This is a genomic window from Streptomyces sp. LZ34, from assembly GCF_053890475.1.
Map to the genome: position 1 here is coordinate 3116263 of NZ_CM132680.1, position 19853 is coordinate 3136115.

General features: G+C 69.7%; 16 protein-coding genes and 1 pseudogene. 13 read left to right on the forward strand and 4 right to left on the reverse strand.

The features are described 5' to 3' along the window. Window positions 1-90 precede the first annotated feature (90 nt). From ACWY4P_RS11665 to ACWY4P_RS11690, 6 genes are all read left to right on the forward strand, one after another. On the forward strand, window positions 91-1773 hold the full coding sequence (locus ACWY4P_RS11665; protein ID WP_456212889.1) for a thiamine pyrophosphate-binding protein: 1683 nt from the start codon (window positions 91-93) through the stop codon (window positions 1771-1773). An 11-nt stretch (window positions 1774-1784) separates the two neighbouring features. Continuing rightward, entirely contained in the window at window positions 1785-3014 is a 1230-nt protein-coding gene (frc, locus tag ACWY4P_RS11670; RefSeq protein WP_456210446.1) for a formyl-CoA transferase, read from the forward strand. Window positions 3015-3085: 71 nt separating this feature from the next. Continuing rightward, window positions 3086-5200 (forward strand): acetate--CoA ligase family protein, encoded by a 2115-nt coding sequence (locus ACWY4P_RS11675; RefSeq protein ID WP_456212890.1) that lies wholly within the window; start codon window positions 3086-3088, stop codon window positions 5198-5200. 75 nt (window positions 5201-5275) lie between these two features. Beyond that, complete coding sequence (locus ACWY4P_RS11680; RefSeq protein WP_456210448.1) at window positions 5276-6667, forward strand: OFA family MFS transporter; 1392 nt, start codon at window positions 5276-5278, stop codon at window positions 6665-6667. A 145-nt stretch (window positions 6668-6812) separates the two neighbouring features. Next, window positions 6813-7088: a ribosomal protein L7/L12 gene (locus ACWY4P_RS11685; protein WP_456210450.1), complete on the forward strand. Its 276-nt coding sequence runs from the start codon at window positions 6813-6815 to the stop codon at window positions 7086-7088. Between the two features lie 214 nt (window positions 7089-7302). Then, the gene (locus tag ACWY4P_RS11690) at window positions 7303-7446 is read left to right on the forward strand and encodes a hypothetical protein (protein WP_456210452.1); all 144 of its coding nucleotides are present in this window, start codon (window positions 7303-7305) and stop codon (window positions 7444-7446) included. A 17-nt stretch (window positions 7447-7463) separates the two neighbouring features. Here ACWY4P_RS11690 and ACWY4P_RS11695 read toward each other — a convergent pair whose 3' ends face one another. Then, the gene (locus ACWY4P_RS11695; protein ID WP_456210454.1) at window positions 7464-8147 is read right to left on the reverse strand and encodes a GntR family transcriptional regulator; all 684 of its coding nucleotides are present in this window, start codon (window positions 8145-8147) and stop codon (window positions 7464-7466) included. A gap of 163 nt (window positions 8148-8310) precedes the next feature. Here ACWY4P_RS11695 and ACWY4P_RS11700 point away from each other — a divergent pair, with 163 nt between their 5' ends. Beyond that, entirely contained in the window at window positions 8311-9702 is a 1392-nt protein-coding gene (locus ACWY4P_RS11700; RefSeq protein WP_456210456.1) for an L-lactate MFS transporter, read from the forward strand. Further along, window positions 9699-9809, forward strand: a complete 111-nt coding sequence (locus ACWY4P_RS11705; protein ID WP_456210458.1) for an MFS transporter small subunit — start codon at window positions 9699-9701, stop codon at window positions 9807-9809. The genes ACWY4P_RS11700 and ACWY4P_RS11705 overlap by 4 nt, the downstream gene beginning before the upstream one ends. A gap of 187 nt (window positions 9810-9996) precedes the next feature. Here ACWY4P_RS11705 and ACWY4P_RS11710 read toward each other — a convergent pair whose 3' ends face one another. Then, on the reverse strand, window positions 9997-10386 hold the full coding sequence (locus ACWY4P_RS11710; RefSeq protein ID WP_456210460.1) for an ATP-binding protein: 390 nt from the start codon (window positions 10384-10386) through the stop codon (window positions 9997-9999). 575 nt (window positions 10387-10961) lie between these two features. Here ACWY4P_RS11710 and ACWY4P_RS11715 point away from each other — a divergent pair. After that, window positions 10962-11855, forward strand: a complete 894-nt coding sequence (locus ACWY4P_RS11715) for a hypothetical protein (protein WP_456210462.1) — start codon at window positions 10962-10964, stop codon at window positions 11853-11855. Continuing rightward, entirely contained in the window at window positions 11840-12406 is a 567-nt protein-coding gene (locus tag ACWY4P_RS11720; RefSeq protein WP_456210464.1) for a GNAT family N-acetyltransferase, read from the forward strand. The genes ACWY4P_RS11715 and ACWY4P_RS11720 overlap by 16 nt, the downstream gene beginning before the upstream one ends. Before the next feature lie 646 nt (window positions 12407-13052). Here the strand turns inward: ACWY4P_RS11720 and ACWY4P_RS11725 are convergent. Both ACWY4P_RS11725 and ACWY4P_RS11730 read right to left on the reverse strand, forming a co-directional pair. Beyond that, window positions 13053-13502 (reverse strand): annotated as a pseudogene (locus ACWY4P_RS11725) (transposase); the annotation flags it as partial. 87 nt (window positions 13503-13589) lie between these two features. Beyond that, window positions 13590-14975 carry a serine/threonine-protein kinase gene (locus tag ACWY4P_RS11730; protein WP_456210466.1) on the reverse strand — a complete coding sequence of 462 codons (1386 nt, stop codon included), beginning with the start codon at window positions 14973-14975 and terminating at the stop codon, window positions 13590-13592. 159 nt (window positions 14976-15134) lie between these two features. Between ACWY4P_RS11730 and ACWY4P_RS11735 the strand changes: the two genes are divergently transcribed. From ACWY4P_RS11735 to ACWY4P_RS11745, 3 genes are read left to right on the forward strand one after another with little or no spacing between them, the layout of a single operon-like run. Continuing rightward, a complete protein-coding gene (locus ACWY4P_RS11735; RefSeq protein WP_456210468.1) occupies window positions 15135-17105 on the forward strand; it encodes a molybdopterin oxidoreductase family protein in 1971 nt (656 codons plus the stop codon). A gap of 2 nt (window positions 17106-17107) precedes the next feature. Continuing rightward, on the forward strand, window positions 17108-18988 hold the full coding sequence (locus tag ACWY4P_RS11740) for an NAD(P)H-dependent oxidoreductase subunit E (protein ID WP_456210470.1): 1881 nt from the start codon (window positions 17108-17110) through the stop codon (window positions 18986-18988). Further along, a complete protein-coding gene (locus ACWY4P_RS11745) occupies window positions 18985-19845 on the forward strand; it encodes a 2Fe-2S iron-sulfur cluster-binding protein (RefSeq protein WP_456210472.1) in 861 nt (286 codons plus the stop codon). The genes ACWY4P_RS11740 and ACWY4P_RS11745 overlap by 4 nt, the downstream gene beginning before the upstream one ends. Window positions 19846-19853 lie beyond the last annotated feature (8 nt).

A 19853-nucleotide genomic window follows, 5' to 3' on the forward strand; every position in this document is an offset into this window, starting at 1 on the left:
TAACGTCGACTGTATGCAATCTGGCTCCATGTGAGACATGTGAGCCACGCGAGACCGCACCCCACCCCCGACGAAGGGACGCGCATCGCCATGCCCGACGACAGCCAGGAACTCATCTCCGGCGGGCACTTGGTCGCCAAGGCGCTCAAAGCCGAGGGCGTCGACGTCATCTACACGCTCTGCGGCGGCCACATCATCGACATCTACGACGGCTGCGTCGACGAGGGCATCGACGTCATCGACGTGCGCCACGAACAGGTGGCCGCCCACGCCGCCGACGGCTACGCCCGGATCACCGGCAAGCCCGGCTGCGCCGTCGTCACGGCCGGCCCCGGCACCACCGACGCGGTCACCGGCGTCGCCAACGCCTTCCGCGCCGAGTCCCCCATGCTGCTCATCGGCGGCCAGGGCGCCCACACCCAGCACAAGATGGGGTCCCTCCAGGACCTCCCGCACGTCGACATGATGGCGCCGATCACCAAGTTCGCCGCCACCGTCCCGGACACCGCCCGCGCCGCCGACATGGTCTCCATGGCCTTCCGCGAGTGCTTCCACGGCGCCCCGGGCCCGTCCTTCCTGGAGATCCCGCGCGACGTCCTGGACGCCAAGGTCCCGGTCGAGAAGGCCCGTGTCCCCGAGGCCGGGAAGTACCGGGCCTCCACCCGCGCCTCCGGCGACCCCGAGGCCGTCGAGAAACTGGCCGACCTGCTGGTGCGGGCCGAGAAGCCGGCGATCCTGCTGGGCAGCCAGGTGTGGACCTGCCGGGCCACCGACGCGGCCATCGAGCTGGTACGGACCCTCAACGTGCCCGCGTACATGAACGGCGCGGGGCGCGGCACCCTGCCGCCCGGCGACCCGCACCACTTCCAGCTCTCCCGCCGCTACGCCTTCTCGAACGCCGACCTCATCGTCATCGTCGGCACCCCCTTCGACTTCCGCATGGGCTACGGCAAGCGGCTCTCCCCCGACGCGACGGTCGTGCAGATCGACCTCGACTACCGGACGGTGGGGAAGAACAGGGACATCGATCTGGGCATCGTCGGCGACGCCGGGCTCGTCCTGTCCGCCGTCACCCAGGCCGCCTCGGGCCGCCTCAACGGGGGCGCGGGCAAGCGCAAGGAGTGGCTGGACGAGCTGCGCGCCGCCGAGCAGACCGCGATCGAGAAGCGGCTGCCGCAGCTGCGGTCCGACGCCTCCCCCATCCACCCGTACCGGCTCGTCAGCGAGATCAACGACTTCCTCACCGAGGACTCGATCTACATCGGCGACGGCGGCGACATCGTCACCTTCTCCGGCCAGGTGGTGCAGCCCAAGTCGCCCGGCCACTGGATGGACCCGGGGCCGCTGGGCACCCTCGGCGTCGGCGTGCCGTTCGTGATGGCCGCCAAGCAGGCGCGCCCCGACAAGGAGGTCGTGACGCTCTTCGGGGACGGGGCGTTCTCCCTCACCGGCTGGGACTTCGAGACGCTGGTCCGCTTCGATCTGCCCTTCGTCGGCATCGTCGGCAACAACTCCTCGATGAACCAGATCCGTTATGGCCAGAAGGCCAAGTACGGCCAGCAGCGCGAGCGGGTCGGCAACACGCTGGGCGATGTGCCGTACGACCAGTTCGCGCGGATGCTCGGCGGCTACGGCGAGGAGGTCCGCGACCCGGCGGACATCGGCCCGGCCCTGCGGCGCGCCCGCGAGTCCGGCAAGCCGTCGCTGATCAACGTCTGGGTGGACCCGGACGCGTACGCCCCCGGAACGATGAACCAGACGATGTACAAGTAAGGGGCCGTGAGATGACCAAGGCTCTTGAGGGCGTGCGCGTCCTCGACATGACACACGTACAGTCCGGCCCCTCCGCCACCCAGCTGCTGGCCTGGCTCGGCGCGGACGTCATCAAGCTGGAGTCCACCACCGGCGACATCACGCGGGGGCAGCTGCGCGACCTTCCGGACGTCGACTCCCTCTACTTCACGATGCTCAACTGCAACAAGCGGAGCATCACCCTCAACACCAAGACCGAGCGCGGCAAGGAGATCCTCACCGAGCTCATCCGGCGCAGCGACGTCATGGTGGAGAACTTCGGCCCGGGCGCCGTGGACCGCATGGGCTTCAGCTGGGAGCGCATCCAGGAGATCAACCCGCGGATCGTCTACGCCTCGATCAAGGGGTTCGGCGAGGGCCCGTACACCAAGTTCAAGGCGTACGAGGTGGTCGCCCAGGCCATGGGCGGGTCGATGTCCACGACCGGCTTCGACGACGGGCCGCCGCTGGCGACCGGCGCCCAGATCGGCGACTCGGGCACCGGGGTGCACTGTGTGGCGGGCATCCTGGCCGCGCTCTACCAGCGCACCCGCACCGGGCGCGGCCAGCGCGTCAATGTGGCCATGCAGCACGCGGTGCTGAATCTGTGCCGGGTCAAGCTGCGCGACCAGCAGCGGCTGGCACACGGCGCGCTCGCGGAGTACCCGAACGACAGCTTCGGGGACGAGGTGCCGCGCTCGGGCAACGCGAGCGGCGGCGGGCAGCCCGGCTGGGCGGTCAAGTGCGCGCCCGGCGGGCCCAACGACTATGTGTACGTCATCGTGCAGCCCGTCGGCTGGCAGCCGATCACCGAGCTGATCGGGCGGCCCGAGCTGGCCGAGGACCCGGAGTGGGCGACGGCCGAGGCGCGGCTGCCCAAGCTGGCCAAGATGTTCCAGCTGATCGAGGAGTGGTCCAGCACCCTGCCCAAGTGGGAGGTGCTGGAGGCGCTGAACGCCCACAACATCCCCTGCGGGCCGATCCTGTCCACCAGGGAGATCGTCGAGGACGCGTCGCTCGCGGCCAACGAGATGGTGGTGAAGGTCGACCACCCCGAGCGCGGCACCTTCACCACCGTCGGCTCGCCGCTGAAGCTCTCCGACTCCCCGGTCGAGGTCGAGCGCTCGCCGCTGCTGGGCGAGCACAACGAAGAGATCTACGTCGGGGAGCTGGGCCTCGGCGACGAGGAACTGCGGCTGCTCAAGTCGAACGGAGTGATCTGACGGTGGCGGACGAGTCGGACCAGACGGACCAGACGGACCAGACGGACCAAACCAACTACGACACAGCGGCGGTGCGGGCCGTGCTCGACGCCGCGCGCGCCGAGGGGCGCTCGGCGCTGACGGCGCCCGAGGGCAAGCTGATCACCGACGCGTACTCCATTCCGACCCCGGCCGAGGGGCTGGCGGAGTGCGCGGACGACGCGGTGGCGCTCGCCGACCGGATCGGCTTCCCGGTCGCCCTCAAGATCGTCTCCCCGGACATCCTGCACAAGACCGACGCGGGCGGGGTCCAGGTGGGGCTGACCTCGGCGGCCGAGGTGCGCGGCGCGTTCACCGCGATCGTCTCCAACGCCCGCGCGTACGACCCGAAGGCCCGGATCAAGGGCGTGCAGGTGCAGCAGATGGTGCCGGCGGGCGGCCAGGAGGTCATCGTCGGCGCGGTCACCGACCCGACCTTCGGGAAGGTCGTCGCGTTCGGCCTGGGCGGGGTGCTGGTGGAGGTGTTGAAGGACATCACCTTCCGGCTGGCCCCGGCGAGCAGGGACGACGCGCTGTCGATGCTGGACTCCATCCGGGCCGCCGAGGTGCTGCGCGGCGTACGCGGCGGGGCGCCGGTCGACCGTGAGGCGCTGGCCGACCTGGTGGTCCGGATCTCCCGGCTGGCCGCCGACTTCCCGGAGATCGCCGAGGTGGACCTCAACCCGGTCTTCGCCTCCGCGAGCGGGGTGCTGGCCGCCGATGTGCGGATCCTGCTCAGTGACGCGCCGCCCGCCGAGCGCCGCCGCTACTCGCGCGAGGAGATCCTGGCCGCGATGCGGCGGCTGATGCAGCCGCGCTCGGTCACCGTGATCGGCGCGTCCAACGAGCAGGGCAAGATCGGCAACTCGGTGATGCGCAACCTCATCGACGGCGGCTTCCCCGGCGAGATCCACCCGGTGAATCCGAAGTCCGACGACATCCTGGGCCGCAAGGCGTACAGGTCGGTGACGGATGTGCCGGGCGAGGTGGATGTGGCGGTCTTCGCGATCCCCGCGAAGTTCGTCCCCGCCGCGCTGGAGGAGGTCGGCCGCAAGGGCATCCCCAACGCCGTCCTGATCCCGTCCGGCTTCGCCGAGACCGGCGAACACGAGCTGCAGGACCGGATCGTGGCGATCGCCGAGGAGCACGGGGTCCGGCTGCTGGGGCCGAACATCTACGGCTACTACTCCACCTGGCAGGACCTGTGCGCCACCTTCTGCACCCCGTACGACGTCAAGGGCCCGGTGGCGCTCACCTCGCAGTCCGGCGGCATCGGGATGGCGATCCTCGGCTTCGCCCGCACCACCCGCACCGGCGTCTCGGCGATCGTCGGCCTCGGCAACAAGTCGGACGTGGACGAGGACGACCTGCTCACCTACTTCGCCGAGGACCCCAACACCCAGTGCATCGCCATGCACCTGGAGGACCTCAAGGACGGCCGCGCCTTCGTCGAGGCCGCGCGCGCCACCGTGCCGAGGAAACCGGTCGTGGTGCTCAAGGCGGGCCGTACGGCGGCGGGCGCCAAGGCCGCGGGCTCGCACACCGGCGCGCTGGCCGGGGACGACGCGGTCTACGACGACATCCTGCGCCAGGCCGGGGTGATCCGCGCCCCGGGCCTGAACGAGATGCTGGAGTACGCGCGGGCGCTGCCCGTGCTGCCCACGCCACAAGGTGACAACGTCGTCATCATCACCGGCGCCGGGGGCTCCGGGGTGCTGCTGTCCGACGCCATCGTCGACAACGGGCTGTCGCTGATGGAGATCCCGGCGGACCTGGACGCGGCCTTCCGCCGCTTCATCCCGCCCTTCGGCGCGGCCGGCAACCCGGTCGACATCACCGGGGGCGAGCCGCCGGCCACCTACGAGGCCACCATCCGGCTGGGCCTTACGGACCCGCGCATCCACGCGCTCGTCCTCGGCTACTGGCACACCATCGTCACCCCGCCCATGGTGTTCGCGGAGCTCACCGCGCGGGTCGTCGAGGAGTTCCGGGCGCGCGGCATCCACAAGCCCGTGGTGGCCTCTCTCGCGGGCGACACCGAGGTCGAGGAGGCGAGCCAGTACCTCTTCGAGCACGGCGTGGTGGCCTACCCCTACACCACCGAGAAGCCGGTGGCCGTCCTGGGCGCGAAGTACCGCTGGGCCCGGTCCGCGGGGTTGCTCACATAAGGCCCACCGTTCTCCCGAGCACGAAGAGTTTGGACAGGGGGCGCTGGCCAGTTCCTTCGAAGCCAAGGGGACGTCATGAGCACAGAGCAACACCGGGATGGAACCGTGCCGTTCCGGGAAGTGCAGGACGGCAAGGGGCGCGTCTACCGCGTCGGCGAGACGGACCGCGACATTCTCGGCCACAGCCGGAAGTTGATGGTCTATCTGCCGTGGATCGCGATGATGGCCATCAGCGTGTCCGAGTACGCGTACGGGTCGGCCGAGGACACGCTCTCCGAGGCACACGGCTGGAGCCAGAGCAACACCTTCTGGATCCTGAGCGTGTGGGTGTTCTTCCAGGCGGGGATCGCCTTCCCGGCCGGCTGGCTGCGGGAGAGGGGGATACTGACCGCCCGCAGGGCGATGTTCATCGGGTCGGCGCTGTGTCTGGTCGGCTTCCTCGCCCTCTCCCACCTCGACAACGTTGCCGCCGCGATCTGCGGCTTCGGCGTCATCGGGGGGCTGGGCTCCGGGCTCGTCTACGCCACCTGCATCAACATGGTGGGCAAGTGGTTCCCGGAGCGGCGCGGCGCGAAGACCGGTTTCGTCAACGGCGGCTTCGCGTACGGCGCGCTGCCGTTCATCTTCATCTTCAACTACTGGTTCGACACCGGAAACTACAACGAGGTGCTCGACCTCATCGGTGTCTATGTGCTGATCGTGGTGGCGGTCTGCGCCTGGTTCTTCAAGGACCCGCCCAAGAACTGGTGGCCCGCGCACATCGACCCGATCCGCTTCAGCGGCAACGCCAAGACCGCGGCGAGCCTGGCCAAGAACCCGCCCGCGGTGCGGCAGTACACGCCCAAGGAGGCCATCAGGACGGGAGTGCTGCCACTGATGTGGCTGTCCCTCGTGATGACGGCCGGAGTGTCCATCTTCGGCATCTCCTTCCAGGTCGACTACGCCAAGGACGTGGGCTTCGGCCCGCTGGTCGCGGCCTCGTCGATGGGCCTCATGTCCGTCATCAACGGCGTGGGGCGCGGGGTCGTGGGCTGGCTGTCGGACATCTGGGGGCGCAAGAACACCCTGGTGTTCGTGATCCTGGTCCTCGGGCTCGCGCAGTTCGGCGTGATCTGGGCCGGGAACCTGCACAACGAGGCGCTGTTCCTCTTCTTCGCCTTCCTCTCCGGCTTCGGCGGCGGCGCCTTCTACCCGATGTTCGCCGCCCTGACCCCGGACTACTTCGGCGAGAACTACAACGCCACCAACTACGGCCTGGTGTACAGCGGAAAGCTGGTCAGCGGGCTGTTCGGCGGCGGCCTCGGCTCCATGGTGGTCGACGACTGGGGCTACGACGGTGCGTACGCGCTGGCCGGAGGCATCTCCATAGTGGCGGCCGGGGTCGCTCTGCTGCTGCGCCAGCCGGGCCGACCACGGATCCGGGACATCGCGCCCAACCCGCAGCCGATCAGCCGGGAGGCGGTCTGACGGTGGCGTGAGGACGTCGGTGTGAGGACGTCGGTGTGAGGACGGCCGTCCGACGGCGGCGGATCCGGGACGGCGGCACGCCTGGCACCACGGGCGTGCCGCCGTCCCGATTCCGCTTCCCCCTGTGATCGTTAGGATCGCGGCCATGGAGATTGCCGTATTCATGCTCATCCCGCTGATCGGCCTGATGTGGTCGTCCATCGAGCGCAGGATCGACAGGGCGAACCGCAGGACCGCACAGCTGACCCGCAAGGTCGACCTGATCCTCGATCACCTGGGCATCCAGGAACCCCAGCCGGAGCTGGAGCGGGTACGGGCTCTCGTCGGGGAGGGAAGGAAGATCCACGCCGTCAAGGCCTACCGGGAGATCACCGGGGCGGATCTGAAGGAGGCCAAGGAAGCGGTCGACCGCATGGGGTGAGGCGCGCCATGGGAAGCTCGTACACCACTTACCCCGAGCGCGGCTTCTGGGCTCGTGATGGCCACGTCGAGGTGTGGCTCCACCTCCTGTCCGAGGAAGCCGCCCAAGTCACCGAGCGTCCGGCGTGGCTCGACGCGGCTCAGGACCACTGGCGCTTCCAAGCCACAACGGCCCGCGGCTGCTGCGATGGGCACCAGCGATCCCCAAGGATGTCGTGAACGGCTTCGGCACAGGCGGCGAAGGTTCGTACTTCATCGGAGACTTGGACACGGGCCCCATGCTGAAGTTCGCCGACGCCTTCATCGTACTGCTGCGGGGCGAGATCACCGATGAACCAGGCACGGTCTGGGCCGGCTGAGACGGCCCAAGGACCGATCAGTCGCCGTCGCGCTCGCGCTCGTGGTACGTACGCCGGGTGTGCTCGGTGTGGGCGCGCATGACGTCCGTGGCGCGCTGTTCGTCGCGGGCGGAGATGGCCGCGATCAGCTCGCGGTGTTCGATCCAGGACTGCTTGCCGCGCTGGCGGGCCACCGGAGTGTAGTACCAGCGGACCCGGCGGTCCACCTGGGCGGCCAGCTCGGCCAGGACCGCGTTTCCCGCGAGCTCCATCACCTTGGCGTGGAACTCCGCGTTCGCCGCGACCGCGCCGTCCACATCATCCGCGAGCACCGCGCGCTCGCCCTTGGCGCACAGCTCCTCCAGGGCCTCGACCCCGGACGGCCCGGCGTGCGCGGCGGCCAGCCGGGCGGCCTCGGCCTCCAGGAGGGTGCGGACCGTGAGCAGCTGGTCGGCCTCCTCCTCGGTGGGCTCGTGGACGAACGCGCCCTGGGCGGGGCGCAGATCCACCCAGCCCTCCGTGTTCAGCCGCTGGAGCGCCTCGCGCACCGGCTGGCGGGAGACTCCGAGATGGCCGGCGAGCTCGCTCTCGACGAGGTGCTGGCCCGGGCGCAGGGCGCGGGTGGTGATCAGCTCCAGCAGTGCCTCGTAGACGCGCTCGCGGAGCGGCCCCGGCCGTTCCAGCTTCGGCACCGCGCCCTGCGGCAGTCCTCTGGCCAGCATCGGGCCCCCTTCGGATTCGTCGACTCGGGCTTCTCGGCTACTCGGGCTCCCTCGGCGGACAGGCTCCCCCGATTGGTTATTGTCTACAGTTTACTCATACTGTCCACGCATTGACCGTCTGACATCTGGTCAGGCAGTGGCCGAATTACTTAAAGTCCAGGCCATGCCCTCCACTCCCCGCCTCGCCTTCCTCGACCGCTCCCGCACCCTCGCACCGCCGGGCTGGAGCCGCTGGCTGGTCCCGCCCGCCGCGCTGTCCGTCCACCTCGCCATCGGCCAGGCGTACGCCTGGAGCGTGTTCAAGCCACCGCTGGAGTCCTCGCTCGACCTGTCGGGGACGGCGAGCGCACTCCCCTTCCAGCTGGGCATCGTGATGCTGGGCCTCTCGGCCGCCTTCGGCGGCACACTGGTCGAGCGCAACGGCCCGCGCTGGGCGATGTTCGTGTCCCTGGTCTGCTTCTCCTCCGGCTTCCTCGTCGCCGCGCTGGGCGCCGCCACCAGCCAGTACTGGCTGGTCGTGCTCGGCTACGGCTTCATCGGCGGCATCGGCCTCGGCATCGGCTACATCTCCCCGGTCTCGACGCTGATGAAGTGGTTCCCCGACCGCCCGGGGATGGCCACCGGCATCGCCATCATGGGCTTCGGCGGCGGCGCGCTCATCGCCTCGCCCTGGTCGACCCGGCTGCTGGAGGAGTTCGGCACGGACAGCTCCGGCATCGCGTCCACCTTCCTGGTGCACGGGCTCACCTACGGGGCCTTCATGGCGCTCGGCGTGCTGCTGGTACGGGTGCCGCCGGACGGCTGGCGGCCGGCCGGCTGGGAGCCGTCGAGCACGCCGGGCCGCCTGGTCAGCACCGCCGACGTCTCGGCCCGCAACGCCATCCGCACCCCGCAGTTCTGGTGCCTGTGGGTCGTGCTGTGCATGAACGTCACCGCGGGCATCGGCATCCTGGAGAAGGCCGCGCCGATGATCACGGACTACTTCGCGGACACCTCCACCTCGATTTCCACCTCCGCCGCCGCGGGCTTCGTGGCCCTGCTGTCGGCGGCGAACATGACCGGGCGGATCCTGTGGTCCTCGACCTCGGACCTGATAGGCCGCAAGAGCATGTACCGGATCTACCTGGGCGTGGGCGCGCTGATGTATCTGGCGATCGCACAGCTCGGGGACTCCTCCAAGCCGCTGTTCGTGGTCTGCGCGCTGGTGATCCTGTCCTTCTACGGCGGCGGGTTCGCGACCGTACCGGCGTATCTGAAGGACCTCTTCGGCACCTACCAGGTGGGCGCGATCCACGGGCGGCTGCTGACGGCCTGGTCGCTGGCGGGGGTCCTCGGCCCGTTCATCGTCAACAAGGTCGCCGACCACCAGAAGGAGGCCGGACACACCGGCCCCGGGCTCTACTCGCTCTCCCTGACCATCATGATCGGCCTGCTCGCCGTGGGCTTCGTGGCCAACGAGCTGATCCGGCCGGTCCATCCACGCTTCCACGAGCCCGCCGCAGAGCCAACCGACACCCGGGAATCCACCCCCGCCGAGAAGGGTACGGACCGATGAAGAACCGCACGGCGCTGACCGTGGCCGTCTGGGCCTGGGTGGTCCTCCCGTTCGGCTACGGGGTCTACGAGCTCGTCCGCAAGGCCAGCCAGCTCTTCACCGGCTGAGCCGAACCCCACCGTGTCCGGGCGGATTTGCGCCACTGGCGGATCCGTAGGCAGAGGCCCTGGCCGCCCGAACGTAACGGGCCAGGGCCTCTTCGTCCCGTCGCCCGGCCGGGGGAGCCCCTGGGGCTCGGTCCGGAGAGGGAGTCTCGCGGAGTTCACCAGCCGGTTTCGACGTTGAGCGGCAGGATCACGGGTCGAGGTGATCGTGCTCCGGAACCGGCTTGCACCGCATCTCACCCCAGACGTGCTTGCCCCAGCGGTACCGGTCCGTCCCCCATCGGTCTGTGAGTGCATCGACCAGTAGAAGCCCTCGACCTCGGGTGTTGTCGCCATTGGAGTCCGTCCGCATAAGAGGCATGGTCCGGGACCGGTCCACGACGCCGAGGCGGACGAACTTCTCGGACGGTCGGGTGACGACGACCCGGATCGACTCCAGACGGGCGTGGTTGACGGCGTTGGAAACCAGCTCGGTGATCACCAGCACGGCGTCCTCGATCAGGTCCTCCTGACCCCAGGCAGTCAGTGCGGCTCGTACCAGTTTGCGGGCGACTTCTGCGCTCTCAGGTACGCGGCGCATGGTCTGAGAATATCCGGGGTGCCCTGTGGGGCGAGGCGTAGCGGTCACAGTCATCAGGACCTCAGTAGGTGCGAAGTGAGCGGCCTTGTCCGAGTGAACGACGGCGCGCCGCACCGAGGGAGGAAACATCGCCGGGGTGCGCAAACCACCCAGCCGGTAATTTCTTGACCTACTCCTCTCACAGAGGGGACCCGCATGGCTACGGTGGGTACATGGAGGGGAACGAGAGACTCATCAGCTCCATGCAGGAGAGCGGACTCACCCAGGCCGAGTTGGCGGACGCGGTGAACACTCACCTGCTCAGCAACGGCTACGAAGGCACGGTCAGCGACCGGACGGTCCGCAACTGGCTGACCGGAAAAACCCGCTGGCCGCACCCTCGGCAGAGGGCGGCGTTAGAGGCAGTATTCGGATGTACTGCCGAAGAACTGGGATTCGTCCCACCGGCCCGAAGACACCCCACCACACAACCGGAGGAACCCGTGAGGCGCAGGAATTTCCTGACTGCCACCACTGGTACGACGGCCGCGGTTGTCGTACCTCTCGTCGCACAGCATTCCGTAGGCACCTCCGATGTGATCCGGCTCCGCTCGGGCCTGGACGCCCTGACGGCCCTGGACCAGAAATGGGGAGGCCACGACGGTTTGGAGCGCGCGGCCCTCGCCGGGGCCGCCGAGACGCTGGAGAAGCAGAAGCTGGGGGCCTCCCAGCGCATCCGGCTGCGGCTGTTCGGCATCGCCGCCGAATACACCACAGCTGCGGCGTGGAGCGCTCTGGACGCCCGGCAGCCCGACCGGGCCCAAGCTCTCCTGGACAAGGCGCTCTACCTCGCCGGGATGGCGAACGACCCCATCGCCGAGCTGGATGTCTGGAACTTGTACGCGATGCTGGCCCGCGAGCGCGGGGAGTACGCCGACGCCGTCGGCTCCGCACAGGCCGCCCAGCACACCGCTATCACGCGGCGGGACCCGCTGTTCGCCTCCCTCGCGCATGCCCGCACGGCCGTCGGGCACTCGTACCTGGACCGACAAGCCGCCTTACGGTCCCTCGGGTATGCCCACGAGGCACTGGACAAGGCGTCCTTCGATGAGCCCCGGCCGAGCTGGGTCGCCTTCTACGGGCCTGCCGAGCTGGCCGCCCTCACTGCCATCATCCAGGAGCGGATCGGCGATCCCGCGGAGGCCGAGGCCGCCTCGCACCGGGCTCTGGCCACCATCCCCAAGCAGTTCCACCGCAATCGTGCTATGACCACGGCACGGCTCGCCCTGGCCCAGCTCCACCAGCGCGACATCGACCAGGCGTGCGCCACCGCCTCCACGGTCTTCGGGCTGATGGCAGGCCATCCGATTCCCGGCCGATTGCGGTCCCTCCTCGGCGACTACTACCGCGACTTGATGACCCTTGCGCCGGACGCGAGCGTCGCCCAAGAGTGGGGAGACCGCTACCGATCAGAATGGAGCCGAGCTTGAGCGCCGCAGAACTGGACATCCGCCACTTCACCCACGAGGACCTTCCAGAGATACGCCAGACGCTGATCGACGTACACGCCGACGCCTATGCGGACGCGATGAACTTCGAGTTCAACCAGCGCTTCCCCTGGTTCGTAGATCACTGGGGCGGCCACCCGGAATTCTCATGCATGATCGCGTTCGCCGGTGACGAGGCAGTGGGCTTCGCCTACGGCGCCCCAGCTAACCCCGGTCGCGAATGGTGGCGTGAGCATCTCGACCCGGCCCCGGAGAAGAGCCGCACGTTCTCCTTTTCCGAGCTGGCTGTCCGTACGAAGTGGCGTAAGACGGGGCTGGCCGAGCGCCTGACCCGTGCACTCATGGAGGAGCGGGGTGAGGACCTCGTGGTGCTACTCGTCGACACGGAGCACCCTCGGGTGCAGGCCCTGTACGAGACTTGGGGCTTCCGGAGGGTGGGGAAGCGCCAGCCCTTCCCCGACTCCCCGGTGTATACCGTGATGCTCGCCGAGCTTCCACTGAAACCACTCAGGACGCACGAACCCGTCACCTGACCTCAATACCAGTGACTTACCCAGCCGAGGCATGGACTTGTGGTGAGTTTGAGACGGCGACACGCCGTCGCTTCGGCGTGTCGCCGTCTCAAACTCACCACAGCCTCACTGGCATTGCACCCGTCATTTGATGACGACTCGTCAGTCGGCCTGTCCGCTGGTGAAGGGCCAGTGCCCAGCGAGACGTCCTGCTTGTCGGAATGCGCGCGCGGGACTGAGGTTGTCCCGTATGGGGTGACAGTTAGCGCCCCCGGAGGGCCGTGTTGTGGAGCAGTTGGCTGGCTGGGCCAGGAATCAGGCCCCCCAGGGCCCCGCGTTCTGCCTCATGGTGTTCGCGGCGCTCAGCCCTCGTGCGAGTCCCTGGTCCGCTGCCGCACGCTCCAGTGCCCCGCGTTGCCCCGAACCGCCTCTGTGCCGCAGTACGGCCAAGCACGCCCCGACTGCGGCCGCGAGCACGACCGCCATGGAAACAACGAAGATCATGTGTCCCCCTCTTTGTCTGGTGGAACCGTCCCGTGGTCCCTCGTTGATCTGTATTGTCGCCTGCCGCCCGCTCACAGAAAAGCCTGATCTTTGCTTGGGCGCCGCGGACATGCCTCGGAGTACATGTTCCGCTGCGCCCTGCTCAAGAGAGGCAGTCTCTGGGGGCGTGCTCGACACGGGCCCTCGCACGTCGGTGGACCTGGTTCTCGGCTTCCTGCTGGGAGCTGAGTTGTTGCTGGCCTCGCCTCTTGCGGTGCGGCATCAGCGGTCCGGTGCCCAGGTAGCCGCCATCGGCGATCACTGGCACCCCTTGGCAGGCCCGGTCGACGCCGGATTCGGTAAAGGCCCGGCAGTCGTTGCGGCTGCCGGGAAGCGGATCGCCGATGGCTACCATCAAACGGCTGTTGGCGTCGATGACCACCCGCAGGTAGGTCGAGTACCGGTAGTTCTTGCTCGAGGCCGCGATACTGCGGTCACCGGTAAGAACCAGCGTGCCGTCCACGATGTACACGGTGTCCCTGCGTATCCGGCGAACCGGTGAGATCGCCAGCAGTGGCGCCAGATGATCAAGAATCCGGTCCGCAGCCGACTTCGAGATCCCGAACAGCGGCGCGCTCGATCCACTTCGGATCATCCGCTGAGATCACCCCACCCATGCCTGACCAACGCATCAACAACCACACCAGTTACGGGACAACATCTAGCTTCGACGAATGCACCAGTCGCGGGTGGACGGGAGTACGGCCATGACCACGGCGGCAGCCGCCGCAACGGCCGTCAGTGGGGCGACGACGAAGACAACCGTTGAGATGGGCGAGTCCTCCGTCAGGTTCGCGCCCGTCAGAAAGGCTTGCGCACTGGCGCTCGCACCCTGCAGGAACACCACGGCGCCGGTTGCCGCGATGATCCGGCGCCCGGCCGGAGCGCGCCGGGACAGCAGCCATGCACCCGTGGCGAGCATGACCATCGCCACCACGCCCACCACCAGATTCGCCCACAACAACCCCATCGGCGCACCGGGTTCTTCCAGGAATTCGGTCGCCTTGATGACAAGGACCAGAAGCCCTGGAAGGCACAACAGCGCCAGCGCCACCGCTCCGGTCGCGGTACCGCCACCGTGCTTGACCTCCGGCGCCGGGCGGCCCGCCGCCGGAGGGGTGGCCGTCCGGGTCTCCCATAGCCGTGTGTCGCCATCGCGCCGTTCGGGGCGGATCGGCTGCGGCCCGCCGCCGGAGGCGGGATGGGGCTCCGGGCGACGCAGGCGTTCGGCCACGGCGGATGCGTCGTCGGGCCGGTCATCGGGCCGTTTGGCCAGGAGATCCAGTACCAGGGTGCTCAACTGGTCGTCGATGTCGGGCCGCACGGACTGCGGCGACACCGGGGTTCGGTTCAGATGCCGGTGGAGGATGGCGCCGACGCTTGAGCCGGTGTCGGCGGTCTCCACCCACGTGGTCCCGGTCAGCAGTTGGTACAACACGCAGCCGAAGGCGTACAGGTCAGTGCGCGCGTCGACGGCGTGGCCCTCGATCTGCTCGGGCGCCATGTAGAGCGGAGTCCCCACGGACAGCCCGGTGGCGGTGATCTGGGTGGCGTCCGCGAGCCGGGAGATTCCGAAGTCGCAGACCTTCACCCGCCCGTCGTCGGTCAGGAAGAGGTTGGCCGGTTTGATGTCGCGGTGCACCACCTCGTGCCGGTGGGCGGCGGTGAGGGCGTCGAGGATCTGCACCGCCCAGTCCGTCACCTGCGCGATGGGCAGCCCGCCCGGATGGTCTTTCAGTACCGCGGTCAGATCACGCCCGCGCATCAGCTCCATCACCAGGAACAGGAGGCGCAGGCCTTCGTCGTTGTGATCGCCGATGTCGTGGACCGTGGTGATCCCCGGATGGTTCAACGCCGCGGCGTATTCGGCCTCCCGCCGGAACCGAGTCATCGCGGCCTCGTCGGCCGCCCCGCTCAGCGGCAGGATCTTCACCGCGACCGGGCGGCGCATGCGCAGGTCGATGCCCTGCCACACCTCGCCCATACCGCCCTGGCCGAGAGGTGCCTCCAGCCGGTACCGCCCGACCAGCTCCAGACCTCTGCGCATCAACTCTCCTCAGCCCGGGAGCCGTTAGCCAGACATACGCCACTTGGCTTGATCAGCTTAAGGGGTCGCTCTGGGCCTGCTCCGCAGCCTTCCCTAACCGCTTCAGCAGGCATACTGTATTCAATATCCTGTCGACGATGCCGGCGTTGCCGACGATGTATGAGCTGCCATAAGGAGCCCGTCGTGGCCCGTAACCGCAACCGACAGCCCAGGCGCTACCCCCGCCTCACCCACCCGCTCGTACGGGACCCGGCGAGCGGCGAACTGCGCCGCGCCACCTGGGTGGAGGCCCTCGACCGGGCCGCCGCCGGGTTCGCCGCCGCCACCGGGACGCACGGGCCCGACGCGTTCGGCATGTTCTCCTGCGCCCGCGCGACCAACGAGATGAACTACGTGGCCCAGAAGTTCACGCGCGTGGTCATGGGCACCAACAACGTGGACTCGTGCAACCGCACCTGCCACGCGCCCAGCGTCGCGGGCCTGTCGGCGGTCTTCGGCTCCGGGGGCGGCACCTCGTCGTACGCCGAGGTCGAGGACACCGATCTGATCGTGATGTGGGGCTCCAACGCCCGCTTCGCGCACCCCATCTTCTTCCAGCACGTGCTCAGGGGCATCCACAACGGCGCCCGGATGTACGCCGTCGATCCGCGCCGCACCTCCACCGCCGAGTGGGCGGAGAGCTGGCTGGGGCTCAACGTCGGCACCGACATCCCGCTCGCCCATGCCGTCGGCCGCGAGATCATCCACTCCGGGCTCGCCAACCGTGCCTTCATCGACCGCGCGACCAGCGGCTTCGAGGAGTACGCGGCCGAGGTCGAGCCCTGGACCCCGGCCGTCGCCGAGAAGGTCACCGGCGTGCCCGCCGCCGCGATCCGCGACCTCGCGCACGCCTACGCCACCGCCGAACGCGCCCAGCTCTGCTGGACGCTCGGCATCACCGAACACCACAACGGCACGGACAACGTCCGGGCGCTGATCAACCTGTGCCTGCTGACCGGCCACGTCGGCCGCCACGGCTCCGGGCTGCAGCCACTGCGCGGGCAGAACAACGTGCAGGGCGGTGGCGACATGGGCGCCATCCCCAACCGGCTGCCCGGCTTCCAGGACATCCTGGACCCGGCGAGCCGCGGGAAGTTCGAGGCGGCGTGGGACGTGGTCATCCAGCCGCGCTACGGGCTCAATCTCACCGAGATGTTCGAGGCGATGGAGGAGGGCCGGCTGCGCGCGGTCTACTGCGTCGGCGAGAACCCGGCCCAGTCCGAGGCCGACAGCGAGCAGGCCATCCGCAGGCTGCGGGCCCTGGACCACCTGGTGGTCCAGGACATCTTTCTGACGAAGACCGCCGAGCTGGCCGATGTCGTGCTGCCCGCCACCGCCGCCTGGTGCGAGACGGACGGCACGACCACCAACAGCGAGCGGCGGGTGCAGCGGGTGCGCAAGGCGGTGGATCCGCCGGGCGAGGCGCGTGAGGACATCGACATCATCTGCGAACTGGCCCGGCGACTCGGCCACGACTGGAAGTTCACCGGCGCCGAGGAGGTGTGGAACGAGCTGCGCGCCGTCTCCCCCGACCACTTCGGGATGACGTACGAGCGGCTCGCAGAACACCACGGCATCCAGTGGCCCTGCCCCAGCACCGACCGGCTGGAGCCCAGCTATCTGCACGGGCGGCTGTGGGCGGCGGACCCGGCCCGGCGCGGGCCGCGCGCCCCCTTCGGCCCGGTCAAACACGATCCGCCGGTCGACCTGACCGACGACCGCTACCCCATCCGGCTGACCACGGGGCGGCGCCTCGACTCGTACAACACCGGGGTGCAGAGCGGCGGTTTCGCCTCCCCGCTGCGGCGCGGCGAGTACATCGAGCTGTGTCCGGAGGACGCGGACCGCTACGGGGTGGTGGCCGAGGAGGAGGTACGCGTGGCGTCGCGGCGCGGCGCGGTGGTGGCTCCGGTGTGGATCGATCCGGGGCTGCGGCCCGGGCTCGCGTTCATGACCATGCACTTCCCCGACGAGGTGGACACCAACTCGCTGACCATCGAGGCGAATTGCCCGATCGCCGGGACGGCCGAGTTCAAGGCGTCGGCCATCCGGATCGAGAAGCTTCCCGTGCCCGCCGATGTGAGGAGCTGAGCGTGGATCTGCGCTTCGGTGACAGCAAGCCGACGGACGAGGAGCGGGCCGCCGTCGACGCGCTGCTCGGCCCGCCCGAGTCCGCCTGGGAGGGCGCCGACGACCGTACGGAAGGCGATCTGCGCTGGGCGCGCGGCGGGCGGGCGGCGCGCGAACGGCGCGACCTGCTGTTGCCGGGGCTGCACGCGATCAACGACCGCGTGGGCTGGATCAGCGAGGGCGCGCTGGACTATCTGTGCCGCCGGCTGACCGTGCCGCCCGCCGAGGGCTACGGCGTGGCGACCTTCTACGCGATGTTCTCGGTCCGCCCCCGCCCGGCCACTGTCGTCCACGTCTGTACGGACCTGGCCTGCGCAGCCCGCGGCTCGGACGAGGTGTGCGCGGGGCTTGAGCGCGACCTGGGGGCGGCGGGGTCGGCCCGGGCGGGCGGTGCGGTCTGGCAGCCGAGCCCGTGCCTGGGCCTGTGCGAGCGCGCCCCGGCGGCGCTCGCCATCCGCGCGGGGGCTCCCACGACCGCCGTCGTCGCCCCCGCCACCCCCGCCGCCGTCGTCGAGGCCGCCCGCGCGGTGGCGGACGCACCGGCCGAGCCACCCGCCGTGGCCGCCGTCCCGCAGGCCGGGGCCGGGGGCGGGGGCGGGGCCCACGGGCTGCGGCTGCTGCGGCGGGTCGGGGCCGTGGATCCGGCGAGCCTGGACGACTACCGCGCCCACGGCGGCTACGCCGCTCTGCGGCGGGCCTTCGCGCTCGGGCCCGCCGGGGTGATCCGCGAGGTGAGCGACGCGGGTCTGGTGGGGCGGGGCGGGGCCGCGTTCCCGACCGGGCGGAAGTGGGACGCCACCGCCCGGCAGCCCGACCACCCGCACTACCTGGTGTGCAACGCGGACGAGAGCGAGCCGGGGACGTTCAAGGACCGGGTGCTGATGGAGGGCGACCCGTACGCGCTGATCGAGGCCATGACCATCGCCGGGTACGCGATCGGCGCCCACCACGGCTACCTCTACCTCCGGGGCGAGTACCCGCGCGCCCTCGCCCGCCTCGAGCACGCCATCGGCCAGGCCCGCGCCCGCGGGCTGCTCGGCCCGGACGTGCTGGGCCAGGGGATCGCGTTCGACATCGAGATCCGGCGCGGCGCGGGCGCGTACATCTGCGGCGAGGAGACCGCGATCTTCAACTCGATCGAGGGGCGGCGCGGCGAGCCGCGCAGCAAGCCGCCGTTCCCCGTCGAGAAGGGCCTGTTCGGCAAGCCGACCGCGGTCAACAATGTCGAGACGCTGGTCAACGTCCTGCCGATCCTGACCGAGGGCGCCGAGGCGTACGCGAGCATCGGTACCGAGTCCTCCACCGGCACCAAGCTGTTCTGCGTCTCCGGCGCCGTGGACCGCCCCGGCGTCTACGAGCTGCCGTTCGGCGCCACGCTCCGCGAGCTGCTCGACCTCGCCGGACCGCCACCCGTGCTGCGCGCGGTGCTGCTCGGCGGGGCGGCGGGCGGCTTCGTACGCCCCGACGAGCTGGACGTCCCGCTCACCTTCGAGGGCACCCGGGCCGCGGGCACCACGCTGGGCTCGGGGGTGGTGCTGGTCCTCGACGAGAACGTGGAGCTGCCGCGCGTGCTGCTGCGCATCGCGGAGTTCTTCCGCGACGAGTCCTGCGGCCAGTGCGTGCCCTGCCGGGTGGGCACCGTGCGGCAGGAGGAGGCGCTGCACCGGATCAAGGACCGTACGGGGGCGGCCGCGGCCGGCGACATCGCGCTGCTGCGGGAGGTCGGGCAGGCGATGCGGGACGCCTCGATCTGCGGTCTGGGCCAGACCGCCTGGAACGCCGTCGAATCCGCCATCGACCGGCTCGGCGTCTTCGACGCCCCTCAGAACGGAGCCCCCGTATGACCGCCGTCCCGCTCCAGCCGCCGCGCCGCCTGGTCGACTTCACGCTCGACGGGGAGCCGGTGCGCGCCCCCGAGGGGTCCACGCTCCTGGACGCGTGCCGCGCCTCGGGCAAGGACGTCCCGACACTGTGCCAGGGCGACACGCTCACCCCCAAGAACGCCTGCCGGGTGTGCGTCGTGGAGGTCGAGGGCGCGCGGACCCTCGCCCCGGCCTGCTCGCGCCGTGTGGAGCCGGGCATGGAGGTGCGCACGGACACCGACCGGGCCCGGCACGGCCGAAAGGTGGTCCTGGAGCTGCTGGCCTCCTCGACCGATCTGTCGACAACGCCGCGCGCCGCCGAGTGGATCGAGGAGTACGGGGCCGAGCCGGGCCGCTTCGGGCCGGACGCCGCCCGGGTGGACGAGCAGCCGAAGGTCGACAACGACCTCTATGTCCGCGACTACGACAAGTGCATCCTGTGCTACAAGTGCGTGGACGCGTGTGGTGAGCAGTGGCAGAACACCTTCGCCATCGCGGTCGCGGGCCGCGGCTTCGACGCCCGTATCTCCACCGAGCACGACGCCCCGCTGACCGACTCGGCCTGTGTCTACTGCGGCAACTGCATCGAGGTGTGCCCGACCGGAGCGCTCAGCTTCAAATCGGAGTTCGACATGCGGGCGGCCGGGACCTGGGACGAGTCGGCGCAGACCGAGACCACGACCGTGTGCGCCTACTGCGGCGTCGGCTGCAACCTCACGCTCCATGTGCAGGACAATGAGATCGTGAAGGTCACCTCACCGCACGACAACCCGGTGACCCACGGCAATCTCTGCATCAAGGGCCGCTTCGGCTACCAGCACGTGCAGAACCGGGACTGACGGGACTG